Source organism: Halomonas sp. AOP5-B2-8, from assembly GCF_052376475.1.
Taxonomy (GTDB): domain Bacteria; phylum Pseudomonadota; class Gammaproteobacteria; order Pseudomonadales; family Halomonadaceae; genus Vreelandella; species Vreelandella casei.
In genome coordinates this window covers 473,098-486,535 of sequence record NZ_JBQSVS010000001.1, presented here as the reverse complement: position 1 = coordinate 486,535, position 13,438 = coordinate 473,098, and the positions used below count along the sequence as shown (strand labels likewise).

At 54.0% G+C, this 13,438-nt stretch carries 10 protein-coding genes; 4 read left to right on the top strand and 6 right to left on the bottom strand.

Annotated elements, in window-relative coordinates; genetic code table 11:
* The first annotated feature begins 553 nt into the window (after window positions 1–553).
* Both ACT3RP_RS02215 and cobA read left to right on the top strand, forming a co-directional pair.
* The gene (locus ACT3RP_RS02215) at window positions 554–3,271 is read left to right on the top strand and encodes a nitrate reductase (protein WP_483393142.1); all 2,718 of its coding nucleotides are present in this window, start codon (window positions 554–556) and stop codon (window positions 3,269–3,271) included.
* On the top strand, window positions 3,231–4,133 hold the full coding sequence (cobA, locus tag ACT3RP_RS02210) for a uroporphyrinogen-III C-methyltransferase (RefSeq protein WP_483393141.1): 903 nt from the start codon (window positions 3,231–3,233) through the stop codon (window positions 4,131–4,133). The genes ACT3RP_RS02215 and cobA overlap by 41 nt, the downstream gene beginning before the upstream one ends.
* A 106-nt stretch (window positions 4,134–4,239) precedes the next feature.
* On the opposite strand, the gene ACT3RP_RS02205 is transcribed toward cobA, so the two are convergent.
* Window positions 4,240–5,499 (bottom strand): MFS transporter, encoded by a 1,260-nt coding sequence (locus tag ACT3RP_RS02205; RefSeq protein WP_483393140.1) that lies wholly within the window; start codon window positions 5,497–5,499, stop codon window positions 4,240–4,242.
* A gap of 93 nt (window positions 5,500–5,592) precedes the next feature.
* On the opposite strand from ACT3RP_RS02205, the gene dkgB reads away from it, so the two are divergent.
* Entirely contained in the window at window positions 5,593–6,411 is an 819-nt protein-coding gene (gene dkgB / locus ACT3RP_RS02200) for a 2,5-didehydrogluconate reductase DkgB (RefSeq protein ID WP_096281767.1), read from the top strand.
* Between the two features lie 84 nt (window positions 6,412–6,495).
* Entirely contained in the window at window positions 6,496–6,645 is a 150-nt protein-coding gene (arfA, locus tag ACT3RP_RS02195; protein ID WP_096281765.1) for an alternative ribosome rescue factor ArfA, read from the top strand.
* Window positions 6,646–6,786: 141 nt separating this feature from the next.
* Here the strand turns inward: arfA and ACT3RP_RS02190 are convergent, their stop codons facing one another.
* From ACT3RP_RS02190 to ACT3RP_RS02170, 5 genes are all read right to left on the bottom strand, one after another.
* Window positions 6,787–8,664: an ABC transporter ATP-binding protein gene (locus ACT3RP_RS02190; protein WP_483393139.1), complete on the bottom strand. Its 1,878-nt coding sequence runs from the start codon at window positions 8,662–8,664 to the stop codon at window positions 6,787–6,789.
* 129 nt (window positions 8,665–8,793) lie between these two features.
* Window positions 8,794–10,401: a gamma-glutamyltransferase family protein gene (locus tag ACT3RP_RS02185; protein WP_441685260.1), complete on the bottom strand. Its 1,608-nt coding sequence runs from the start codon at window positions 10,399–10,401 to the stop codon at window positions 8,794–8,796.
* Window position 10,402: 1 nt separating this feature from the next.
* On the bottom strand, window positions 10,403–11,899 hold the full coding sequence (locus tag ACT3RP_RS02180; protein WP_441685262.1) for a tripartite tricarboxylate transporter permease: 1,497 nt from the start codon (window positions 11,897–11,899) through the stop codon (window positions 10,403–10,405).
* Window positions 11,900–11,912: 13 nt separating this feature from the next.
* A complete protein-coding gene (locus tag ACT3RP_RS02175) occupies window positions 11,913–12,383 on the bottom strand; it encodes a tripartite tricarboxylate transporter TctB family protein (protein ID WP_441685264.1) in 471 nt (156 codons plus the stop codon).
* Window positions 12,384–12,440: 57 nt separating this feature from the next.
* A complete protein-coding gene (locus ACT3RP_RS02170) occupies window positions 12,441–13,421 on the bottom strand; it encodes a Bug family tripartite tricarboxylate transporter substrate binding protein (protein ID WP_444624576.1) in 981 nt (326 codons plus the stop codon).
* Window positions 13,422–13,438: the final 17 nt, after the last annotated feature.

Here is a 13,438-nt window from a genome sequence, read left to right as displayed (position 1 = left end):
AAAAAGCAATTATCTAGCCAACTGTTTTTAAATTATTTTTTTTGTAATTATGTCAGTTGCTTAGAGGGATTTTTAAGGTGGCTAACTTAGCTGCTCGAATGTAAGCCTGCACGGCAATGGTGCGTTAAGTGCTTGGTATGCACTCCCAGGCATCATTTAGCGTGTACTGAGCGGATTTGAGATGCTCGGTTATGATTTTTTTAATTTATAAGCTTCTGTTTTTAAATATTTAATTTAGAAAATAGCGATGAGCGGACTGTCATTTGCAGTTGTCTAATCAATAAGCGAGATAATAAATGAGTTAATAAGCAGTAAGCGCATTGATAGGCGACGGCAGCGAATAACTCCAAAGCCGTTAGAAAAATAAGTAGCCGTTAAAAATGTGTCACTGTCAGGAAATAGGCAGGTGTTAGTGAATTAGTCTGCACCGACGAAGATACGCTGTGGCAACGACGTCCAGCCCTCTTCTCCCAATGCGTTTATATAGCGCATTAGAGAAAAGGACTGGGCGTTTTTTTATGCGTGGCGTTAATCAGCAACCCGAGGAGTAGCTATGACTCAGGTGAAAACGACATGCCCCTATTGTGGCGTCGGCTGTGGCGTAACGGCAACCGTGAAAGCGGGTACGCTGTGCGCCGTAGAGGGCGATCTTGAGCACCCAGCCAACTACGGACGGCTGTGTGTTAAAGGGTCGGCGTTGCATGAAACGCTGGGTCATCATGGGCGCCTAAACCATCCCCGAGTGGATGGTGTCAACGTTACCTGGGACGTCGCGCTGAGCACCGTCGCGCAGCGCTTAAACTCGCTGCGCTCAGCGCATGGCAATCACAGCGTGGCAGCGTACCTTTCCGGGCAGCTGTTAACCGAAGATTACTACGTGGCTAATAAGCTATTTAAAGGCTTTTTAGGCACCCCTCATTTAGATACCAACTCACGACTTTGTATGGCGTCAGCGGTGGCAGGTTACAAGCGCGCCTTCGGTGCGGATGCGGTTCCCTGTAACTACGAGGATTTGGAAGAGGCCGAGCTAGTAGTGCTGGTGGGGTCCAACCTTGCTTGGAATCACCCGGTGCTTTACCAGCGCATTAAAGTCGCTAAAGAGCGCAACCCGCTGATGCGTCTGGTGGTGATTGACCCGCGAGTGACCGACAGCTGTGAAATCGCCGACCTCTACCTAGGTATTAAACCGGGTAGCGATGCGTATTTGTTTAACGGCTTACTGGCATGGATGGCGCAGCATCGCAGGCTCGATACTGTTTATATTGAGCGCCACACCGAGGGCTTTGACGATGCCTTGGTGGCTGCCCAGCAGTCAGCAGGGCCGGTGGCTGATGTCGCGGTCGCCTGCGATGTGGATCCCGAGCGGCTAGAAACCTTCTTTTACTGGTTTGCCAGCCAGCTGCACGTGGTCACGCTTTATTCTCAAGGCGTTAATCAATCGTCCAGCGGCACCGATAAATGCAACGCGATTATTAACTGCCACCTAGCGGGCGGAAAAATTGGTTTGCCGGGAGCCGGGCCCTTTTCAATTACCGGCCAGCCAAATGCGATGGGCGGGCGCGAAGTCGGCGGGCTTGCCAATCAGCTAGCCGCCCACATGGATTACAACACCCTTGGCGCGATTGATCTGGTCAGCCGCTTTTGGGCAACCGAGAACCTTACGCCAACGTTACCCGCAAGCCCCGGCTATAAAGCCGTTGAGCTATTTGAGGCCATTGAACGCGGCGAGATTAAAGCGCTTTGGATCATGGCCACCAATCCCGTCATTAGCCTTCCCGACGCGGCGCGGGTGCGCGCCGCGCTGGAAAAATGCCCGCTGGTGATTGTATCCGAGTGCGCGGCCCACACCGACCTGCTGCCCTATGCCGATATCGTGCTACCTGCATCAGGCTGGTCGGAAAAAGATGGCACCGTGACCAACTCCGAGCGACGTATTTCACGTCAGCGGGGCATGTTGGCACCCCCGGGTGAGGCACGCCACGACTGGTGGATTATCTGTGAAGTCGCCAAACAGCTGGGGTTTGTTGAGGCGTTTAACTATGCGCATCCCTGGGAGATTTTTGATGAGCACGCAAGGCTGTCAGGGTTTGAGAACGACGCCCTACACGCCACTCCAAAGCGGCTATTTGATATCTCGGGCCTGGTCGGGCTGGGGCACGCAGGCTACGACGCCTTAGCGCCGATTCAATGGCCGGTCACCAAGGCCGCACCGAAGGGCACTGCTCGGCTGTTTGAAGAGGGTGAATTTGCCACCGCGAATGGCCGCGCCAAGCTGCTGGCGATTGTTCCACAGTGGCCCGAGAAAGCGCTTAGCGCCGCTTACCCGCTGCGTTTAAATACCGGTCGGATTCGCGACCAGTGGCACACCATGACGCGCACCGCTCGCGCGCCGCGCTTAATGAATCACCGCGCGGAGCCCTTCATCGATGTGCACCCCGACGATGCACACGTCGCCGGTGTTACCGACCAAGGCTTGGCAGTATTAACCGCTGCAAAGGGGGCGTTTCGTGCCCGTGTGCGGATTTCCAATGCCCAGCGGCGTGGCGAGGTGTTTGTACCCATTCACTGGACCGATTGTTTCACTCAGCAGGCTAGAAGCAGTGCGCTGATCGATAGCATTACGGACCCGCTCTCCGGTCAGCCGGAGTCCAAACACGGTGCCGTAGCGCTGGCGGCGCTAAGGGTAGAGTGGCAGGCCACGCTGCTTATTGCTGATACAGCTATTGAAGCAACGCCTTGGTGCGCCAGCGCCTACTGGACACGCATTCCTATGCGCGGTTGCCAGCGTTGGCAGCTCGCCGATACCCAGCCGGTCAGCGACTGGTTAGCACAGCTTAGCGCGTGGCTGCCAGGGTCTGTGTCAGTACTCAGTCAAGATGCCGCGAGCGGGCGGCTGCGTGCGGCGGGTGTTGAAAATGGCCAGCTCCGCTGGTGGCTAATGGTCGGCCTGCCCAGCGAGCTGCCGGGGTTTTCGTGGCTGGAATCCCGCTTTAACGAGACGACGCTGAGCGATACCCTCCGGCGGCGCTTATTAGCGGGCTGCGACGATGGTGCCGTCGATACCGGCCCTGTGGTGTGCAGCTGTCATCAAGTAGGCCAAACCACTATTACTAACGCCATTCGTGCGGGCGATATCAGCATCGAAGCGCTGGGTGCCAGGCTCGCCTGCGGCACTCAGTGCGGCAGCTGTATTCCCGAATTGAAATCACTTATTGAAGAGGAGCGGCCCCATGCGCGCGCTAAGCAGACCCCTAATACTGAACTGGCTTAACGCCTTTATGCGCATGTTGGCCCGTGGGTGCTCGTCGTCAGTTCGCCCTACTGAGGGGTTACATGTGCCGCTGCGGGGAGTTTTGGGTCAGTGCCGTGGCGGGCAGGTTTACTTAGTCGGCGCGGGAAGCGGCGATGCGGAGCTATTAACGCTCAAGGCTGCTCGGCTGCTCATGCAGGCGGATGCCGTTGTCTATGACCGCTTGGTCGGCGATGACGTGCTGGCACTGATTCCTCACCGCACAGAGCGCTACTACGTGGGCAAAGCGCGCGGCCATCACAGCGTTCCTCAGGATGAAATCGGCGCACTGATGGTCGCGCTTGCTCAACAAGGAAAGTCGGTAGTGCGCCTGAAAGGCGGTGACCCAGCGGTATTTGGGCGCATGGGTGAAGAGCTGGATGCTCTGGCAGCCGCCCAGGTGCCTGCCACTATTGTGCCGGGAATTACCGCCGCCTCAGCCGCTGCAGCCTGTATGGGTATTCCTTTGACCGATCGCGGCCATGCGCAGCAGCTGCGCTTTGTGACCGCCCAGATATGTCGCGAAGAGGGCACGCCGGATTGGGCGTCGCTGGCACGTAAAGATGAAACCCTGGTGTTTTATATGGGCCTCTCCAAAGTAGCCGCTATTTGCCAAGGCTTACGCCAGGCAGGTCTGCCCGATGAATGGCCGATCATGCTAGTGGCCAACGCTAGCCAGCCGAACCAGCAGTCGCTGGTGGGCAGCTTAGCCAGCATGCCAAGCATGCTGGCTGAGAATCCTCTGCCGTCACCGTGCTTGATTGTGGTGGGTAGCGTGGTACAGCGGGTTGCCACCTCGCCGGCTGGCAAGTCTATCGACGTTTGTGCTGCATCACTTCTCTGACCCTTAAGACCACTCTTCCCATCATGCTCACTGTGCACAATTATCGCTTTTAGAGCGCGCCCCGCTACCGCTATCACGCTGCTGGCGCGTTAATATGTGCTTTGTATCAACGAGCGTCGTCAAAGCGGTCGACCTGGCGCAGGGTGGGGAAAATCTTCATCCAAGCGCCAACGACCGCGAGCGTGCCTACGCCGCCAATGATGGCTGCCGGTACGGCGCCAAACCATGCCGCCATACTGCCTGCGCGAAACTCACCCAGCTCATTGCTGGAACCAATAAACAGCATATTGACTGCGTTGACGCGCCCGCGCATTTCATCGGGAGTCGCGAGCTGAATCAGGGTGGTACGTACATAAACGCTAATCATATCGGCAGCGCCAGCCACCAACATCGCCGCCATCGAAAGCCAAAAAAACGTCGAGAAAGCGAACACTAAATTTGCAATGCCGAAAACAGTGACCGCCACAAACATAACCAGCCCGGCGCGATGCTTGATGCCGCGGATGCCTAAGTACAGCCCCATGAGCAGTGCGCCGACAGCAATCGCGCTTCGCAGTGCACCTAATCCTTCGGGCCCCACGTGCAGTACCTCTTGTGCATAGATAGGCAGCAGTGCTACCACCCCGCCTAACAGCACGGCAAATAGATCCAGCGAAATCGCTCCTAAAATAATCGGCTGATAGCGTATGTAGCGGATGCCTGCGGTAAAACGCTTGATGGCGGTGCTCTCCAGCGTTTTAGCCGCTTCAATATAGCGAATGGGCACCGGCAGCAGTAGAAATAATGCGGCTATAAAGCATCCTAAGCAGACGCTATACGCCAGGCTGCCACCCCCTAGCCCGTACAGAATGCCGCCTAATAGCGGGCCAAGTATTACCGCCACTTTCATGATAGAGCTGTTTAACGCGATCGCAGAGGCAAGCTGCGCACGGGGGACGATATTGGGCAGCAGGCTTTGTAAGGCCGGGCCGGTAAAAGCCCGCGCGGCACCGAACAATGCTAATACCACGTAAAAGCCGCTAACGCTTTGACTTCCATTTAGCGAAAGCGTCAGCAGCAGTGCGCTACACAGGCCCTGAACGACCCAGCTAAGTTGCAAGATACGTTTGCGCGAAAAGCGGTCGACAAAATCGCCGGCAGGCAGTAGCAATAGCACCATGGGTAGAAACTGAGCCAGGCCCACATAGGCCAGGGCCATCGGGTCTCGGGTTATGTCATACACCTGCCAGGCCACCACAATGGCCTGAATCTGCATGGCAAATACCGCCGCTAATCGCGATAGCAAAAAGCTTAAAAAGCCGGGCTGGCGATGCAGCGGTACTAATGGTTCCGAAGAGCTGGGCAGTGAATGGGTAGCAGAGGTCATAGCATCATCATGGTAGGCGAAGATTTGGGTGCATGGGTTGAAGTGCGCGGGTGACTGCCCCCATGTTAGTTAACACGCTATCAATAGAAAAGGATGTTAATGATGCAAAATGTAATTCCTAATCCCGGATTCGGTACTTTTCGCCTGGAGGGCGAAACGCTCAAGCAGAGCATTCATGCAGCGCTTGAGGCCGGGTATCGGCACATCGACACGGCGCAGTTTTATGGCAATGAAGCGGAAGTTGGCGAGGCTATTCATGACAGTGACGTGCACCGCAGCGATATTTTCCTCACCACCAAGGTGTGGTTTGACAATTTGGAGCCCTCAAGGCTGAAGGTCAGCGTAGACGAAAGTCTCCAGAAACTGGGCACAGGGTACGTTGACCTGCTGTTGATCCACTGGCCATCACCAGAGGGTGACGTGCCTATGGCCGATTATTTGACGGCTCTGAAGGAAATCAAAGCGGAGGGTAAAGCCCGCCATATTGGTATTTCTAACTTTACCTGCAATCAGGTGGACGAGGCGGTTAGCATCCTGGGTAAAGATGAAATTCTGACCAATCAGATCGAGGTTCACCCCTTCCTGCAGAACCGTAAGCTAGCAGAGCACTGCGAGCACCTGGGCATTCAGGTGACTGCATTTATGCCGCTGGCGGTAGGTAAGGTGATGGACGATCCGATCCTCAAGCAAATTGCCGACGCGCATAAAGTAACTCCTGCGCAAGTTGCCCTGGCCTGGGTCAATCAGCGTAAGATGATTACAATTCCTTCTTCCACTAAGGCGCGTAATATTCAAAGCAATATTGCTGCTTTTGATTTAGTGTTAAGCGACAGTGAGATGGACGATATTGCTATGTTGGATCGCCAAGAGCGTATTGCTAATCCCGGCTTTGCACCGGCATGGGATGAGTAAGCGGGTGCTTGAACACTAAAAGATAGCCGATGTCTGATGGGATGCCTGTTTTGAGCAGGCATCTTTTAACGTAAGGATAAAACGATGAAACAGCGCAAGGTCCAAGACAACGCATTAAAAGCGCAGCTGCGAACGCCCATGTTTAAAATGCAGCAGCAGGCACCGAAAAAAGGCAAAGGAAGCTACTCGCGTAAAGATCAAAAGGGTCTGAGGGGATATCGCCAAGCCGCTTAAGCGAAGTGTTTAAGCTCAGCGTTTTGGCAATATCTCCTCTGGCATCTCCAAAAGCCCTTCTGGCACCTCCAAACCTTACCTCATCGCCAGTCTGGCGCGTTGTATTAAACAGCGGTTTGATGTGTTGTTACCGTGATCTATCTAGCGATAGCCTTCTGCCTGTAGTTGAAACAGCATTGCATAGCGACCCTGTGCTTTTAATAACTCTTCATGTGTGCCGCGCTCAATCATATGGCCTTGATCGATGACTAAAATGAGATCAGCGCTGCGAACGGTTGAGAAGCGGTGGGAGATCAGAATCGTCATTTTCTGCTGACTATGCTCGCGAAAGCGGGCGAATATGTCGGCCTCTGCGGCGGCGTCCATGGCCGCCGTGGGCTCATCTAGCACTAAAATATCGGCGTTTTTGCGCATGTAAGCACGCGATAACGCAATTTTTTGCCACTGCCCGCCAGAGAGCTCCCGCCCATTCTTAAACCAACGACCAAGCTGAGTGTGGTAGCCGCTGGCCATGCGGCCAATAAAGTCATCGGCCATGCCATGGCGCGCGGCCTGCTGCCAGCGCTGTTCGTCGTCAAACGCGCGAGTATCGCCGACGCCAAGATTTTCACCCACCCTGAGCTGATAGCGTACGAAGTCCTGAAAAATGACGCCGGTACGTTCACGTAGCGCCTGGGTACTCCACTCCTGCAGGTCGCTACCATCGAGCAGAATACGCCCTTGCGTGGGGCGATAAAGCCGCGTTAGCAGTTTGATAAGCGTGGTTTTCCCCGACCCGTTTTCACCTACTAAGGCTAGGCTTTGGCCAGGGGCAAGATGCAATGAAATATCGTGTAAAACATCGGCGCCGCCAGGATAAGAGAAACTGACTTGTTCAAAGCGCAGGCCATCTCCGGGGGCAACACCCTGGGTTAGCGTGCCGTTTTCGGGCTCAACCGGCTGCTCCAAATATTCATAAAGATTGGAGAGGTAGAGGTTGTCTTCGTACATGCCGCTGATGGCGGTGAGGCTCGCCGAGAGGGCTGTTTGCCCCTGTTTGAAGACCATTAAATACATGGTCATTTGGCCCAGCGTCAGCGCGCCGATAATTGTTTCAACCACGACCCAGCCGTAGGCAAGGTAAAACGTCAGAGTGCCCAGCAAACCTAACAAAAATCCCCAGCTTTCCCGGCGTAGCGTTAAGCGGCGATCTTCGGCGAATAGCTGGGTGAAAATAGCGCGGTAGCGTTTAAGAAATAATCCTTCAAGGCCAAACAATTTGACCTCTTTAATGCTGTCTTCCCGGGTAAGCAGCGTCTCTAAATAGATCTGCATACGGTTTTGCGGCGAACGCCAGCGAAACAGCCGGAAAGCATCGCCCGAAAACTTAGCTTCCGAGATAAACACCGGCAGTGCGCCCACCACTAAAATCAGTAGCGCCCAGGGGGAAAACTGCACTAACAGGACACTGAAGCTACCAAGCGAGATTGCATTTTGCAGCAGTCCAAAGGTTTTGTTGACCAGCGCCAAGGGGCGCGTAGACGCCTCACGCCGCGCACGCGTCAGCTGGTCGTATAGCTCGGAGTCTTCAAACTGGCTGAGGGACAGCGTACTCGCTTTCGCCAGAATCATGACGTTCACTTTTTGCCCCAGCATGGCACGCAAAAGTGACTGCTGAGCCGAAAGGCCGCGCTGGGCCAGCGCGATTAAACCAATAATGAGCGCCTCTATCCCCACTAGCTTGAGTACCGGCGCAATGGATGCCAGCAGGTTGGGATTTGACGCTGCCTGATGGGCGTCCATAGCACTAACGACGCCATCCACGATCAATTGGCCAATCCATGCCGCTACCGCTGGCAAGATGCCCGCGACCAGCGTGCATAGCGCTAATCCCAACATCATCCAGCGCGAGGTTTGCCACACCAAGCCAAGCGCGCGACGGCTATAGCGAAAGACGCCCAAAAAGCCGCTTAGCGGTGAAGTGGCCGCTGAAGAAGAGGGCACAGATGAAGAAGATGAAGGCTGACGTGATGACGGCATAGCTGAAGAGGCAAAACACTGAGTAAAAAAAGTAGTGCCATGATGCGGGGGTTAAGCGTGGATAGCTAGTTCAACCGCCGGTTGCCTGAAACGGCAACGCGACGGAGAGCATGTGAGCAGGAAAGCGATCTACCAGGGTAATACGGCCCCATCGGTGCGCGGCTCGGTGCCACCTTGCAGTACACCGGTTTCAGGATCGCGCAGGATAATTTGACCACGGCCAAAGCTGATTGAATCGGCCACCTTAACAATGTCGTGCCCACGGCGGGCCAGCGCTAAGGCTAAATGGTTGGGGAAATCAGCCTCGACTTCGATGGTTTTGCCTTTGGTCCATTTCCAGCGCGGCATATCGAGCGCTGCCTGAGGATTGAGTTGATCTTCAAGCATGGCCGTCACCACCTGTACATGACCCTGCGGCTGCATATAGCCGCCCATAACGCCAAATGGTCCAACGGCTTGATTATCTTTGGTGATAAAGCCCGGAATGATGGTGTGATAGGTGCGTTTGCCAGGCGCTAAGGCATTAGGGTGCGTAGGATCGAGTGAGAACGACCAGCCGCGGTTCTGCAGGCTAATGCCGGTGCCCGGTACGACCATGCCCGAACCAAAGCCTTTGAAGTTGCTTTGAATCAGCGACACCATATTGCCATCGCTGTCCGCTGTTGCCAGATAGACTGTGCCGCCCTTAATTGGGTTACCGTGTACAGGGTCAACGGCTTGCTCGCCAATTAGCGCTGCCCGCGCTTTCAAATAGTCATCGTTCAACATCTGGTCGATGGTGGGGCGCATGGCATCCAGATCAGTAACATGCGCGAAGCCATCGACGTAGGCTAGTTTGGTAGCCTCAATACGGCGGTGCAGCGTTTCAATCTGATCACAGCCCTCTTCACCCAGCTGTTCAAGCATGCCCAGCGCTTGCAGCACCACTATGCCGCTGCCGTTGGGGGGGATTTCCCAAATATCATGGCCTTTGTAGCGCACACTGATGGGGTCGACCCATTCTGGCTGGTAAGCCGCTAGATCTTCTTTACGCAAGAGCCCACCGTGTTGGCGCGAAAATGCGTCGATGGCCTCCGCTAGTTCACCCTCATAAAACGCTTTGGCATGAGTGTCAGCAATTGCCTTTAGACTTTTTGCATGGCCTTCAGAGCGCCACAGTTCACCGGCGTTTGGTGCTCGTCCTTCGGGCGCAAAAGTATCCAACCAGGGTTTGAAAGAAGCCTCGCTGTATGCCGAATAATTGGTAAAGGCAGCCTTCCACATTTGATGAATGACGGGTGATACAGGGAAGCCTTCATCGGCGAGTGCAATGGCTGGCGCTAACAGCTCGGCAAAAGGTAGTTTACCGAAGCGCTCGGAAAGCGCTGCCCAGGCAGCGGGAGCACCCGGTACCGTTACCGGCAGCATGCCGTGGGTGGGAACTGTATCGTGACCGAGTGCTTTCAATGCTTCAATGGTCGCCGCTTGTGGCGCCGGGCCGCTGGCATTTAGGCCATGTAGCTTGCCGTCGACCCACACAATGGCAAAGGCATCGCTGCCGATACCGTTGGAGGTGGGTTCGACGACGGTCAACGCCGCCGCTGCTGCAATAGCGGCATCAATAGCATTGCCGCCTTGCTGTAAAATACTGATGCCCACCTGAGCGGCTAATGGCTGAGAAGTGGCAACCATGCCACGTTTTCCGAACGTAGACATACGACGTGAAGCGCTGGGATAGTAGAGTGCATCTTGTTGCATATTAGAGTCCTTTTAAGCGGCGAATCTTACGCTCTTGATAAAGCGAAAATAGAATAGAAGCGACGGCTAATGCTAAGAAAAGCGCAGAGAGAGGCCGAGTTAAAAAAGTTAACCAACTTTCATTAAGTTCAAGGGCACGGAATAGCTGGCGCTCAAGGTTGTCACCAAGCACTACGCCCAGTATCAGCGGGGTGAGCGGTACTTCAGCTTTCCAAAGTAGGTAGCCAATGATGCCAAAGATAAATAACACCCAAATATCGAACAGGTTGTTATTGAGTGCGTAGGCGCCAATCGCACACAGCATTAGTACTACAGGAACGAGGATTTGCTGAGGAATCAACGATATTTTGGCGAACCAACGCACTAGCAGCAGGTTGCAAAGCACCATCACCACCGCACCGATCAGCAGGCTGGCGTAAATGGCTCCCACGAGTACCGGGTTCTGCTCAAACATCATCGGCCCCGGCGTAATACCATGCAGAATGAGTACCCCCATCATGATGGCCATAGGCAAATCGCCAGGTATGCCTAGTGCAAGCGTGGGCACAAAGGCGCCGCCCGCTACTGCACTATTAGAAGCTTCTGAGGCGACGATGCCGCTAGGGGTCCCCGTGCCAAACTCTTCCGGATGTCGGGAGAATTTTTTAGCCTGATCGTAACTTAGAAAGTTAGCAACGGTGCCGCCAGTGCCTGGCAGTGCACCGACTAAGCTGCCAATTAAAGACGAGCGCATGATATTGAGCTTTTGCCCCGCCATATCTTTAATAATTTGGCCGTAAGGGATCGTGACATTGGTATCGATTTTTTTGCTACCGCTGCCATCGTCTTTAAGTTTTTCGATATTGCCAAGAAGCTGCGAGAACGCAAAAATACCAATCATTACCGGTAAAATCTCAAACCCTGAGCTCAAAGCAGGTAGCCCGAAATCAAAGCGTAGGTTGCTATTGCGGTCATAACCAACGGTGGTAATTAACAGCCCCAGCGCAGCGGCCATTAAACCTTTAAGCAGCGCGCCACTTGAAAGTCCTGCCACCAGCGTTAGTGCGAAAACAATCAGCGCAGTGATCTCCCAAGGGCGAAAGTTCATGCTGAAGCTAGCAATTAATGGCCCGAAAAAGACCAGTACCGCTACGCTGATAATGGTGCCTAGAAACGATGAGGCAACGCCAATGCCCAGTGCACGACCAGGCTCGCCTCGCTGGGCCATCGGGTAGCCATCGTAGACAGTGGTAATGGAGGAGGGCGTGCCGGGGATGCCGAGCATAACGCCCGACACTATCCCGCCTGAATAGCCCCCCACAAAGACACCGACCATGAGTGAGATGCCGCTTACCGGGTCCATGGCAAAAGTGAAAGGGAAGACCACTAGGATGGCCATAGTGACGGTGAATCCAGGGATACTGCCGCCTACAATTCCGAACAAGACGCCGATGGTGATCAAGCCTAAAACCGATGGCGTACCCACTTCAGCAAGCGCTTGGAGAAAAAAGTTAGTCATTATTCACTCCAGGTTAAGGTAGCCAGACATTCAGGCCATAGCGGAATATCACAAATATCACGATGGCTAGGGAGCAGCTAAGGGTGAGATTAATAAGCCACTTACGACGTGTATTAATACCCATCAGGAGTGCGAGAGAGGTGATTAAGAAGCCAATGGTGGCTGCGATATACCCCACTAGTGGAAGTAGTGCTGCATAAAGCCCAAACAGTAGAAATAGAGCGACGATAGTACGCCGGCTCTGAAACCACTCTTTGATGAGCTGTTTTGCACTCGCGCGTTCAGGCACTTTTATCAATAGCGAACGTACCAAGATCATGAGTGATAACAGTCCAATCACTACCAACAAGATGCGTGGGAAAAGCGCTGATCCATAAGGTTGCCAGCTGGTAGGGGGGCGAATATCACCCGATTCTATCCACATGACAGCCACAATTAGCAGCAGTGCCAGCGCCAAGGCGCGGTCTTTAGTTAGCGTCAGCATTAGCGATGCCTCAGGCAGCCCTGGCCCGTGCAACTACGTGGGCCAGAGGGTGCGTTATCAGTTCTGGAAATCGATGTTTTCTGCAGCAGCACTTAATGTAGCTTCATTTTCATCCAGGAACGTTTGATAATCATCGCCCGCAAGGAACCTCACTACAGAGCCGAACTCATTTTCGATACGGCTACGTACTTCTTCATTTTCAAGAGCATTGCCGTAAGCATCAGAGAGGGTGTCGATAATTTCTTGCGGTGTGCCTTTAGGCGCGAAAATGCCACGGCTTGTAGAGTGATCCATGTTGATGCCCTGCTCACGCAGCGTCGGCACATCGGGCATGCTATCAAGGCGCTCGGAATGGGCGATGCCTAATGCGCGAAAGGTGCCATCTTCAAAGAATGCTCCGCCTGAGGGTAGGTTAAACATCGCGAAATCAATTTCTTCGGCTAACAGAGCCGATACCTGCTGGCCTGTGTCTGGATAGCCCACTAAGCGCACGTCCGCCATATCGATGCCGGCTTCCTGAAAAAACTGTGACCAGAAGAAGTGGTCGGTTGAGCTAGGGATCATGCTAAAGCGTACTTGGCCAGGGTGCTCACTGACGTAGTCAGCGATTTCATCGGCACTTTGTACCGGATGATTGGAATAGGTGGTGGGAATGTTGATGGTTTGAGTGAGTAATGCGATGGGCTCAAAGGCATCAAACGAGTAGTCGACAGTTCCTGCTAGCTTTGAAAGTGCAATGGTGTCGTGGCTACCAAGCAGGGTGTAGCCATCGGGATTGGCATCTTTAACATTGCGTGATCCCAAGGTTGCACCCGCGCCGGCCATATTGACAGGAACAATGGATTCACCCAGCGTCTTTTCGGCTTCCTGGGAAATTAAGCGAAACAGAATGTCGGTTGCTCCGCCAGGGCCGTAAGGAATGATTAAGCGTACATCCTGTTCAGGATAGTCAGCTTGTGCGGTGGTAGCGATTGCCAAGCTCGATGCAAGCCCTATGGCCGCAAGGGTCGTACTTAGAGTCAATTTTGAACGCGTCATTCTTGTCACCTTTATAG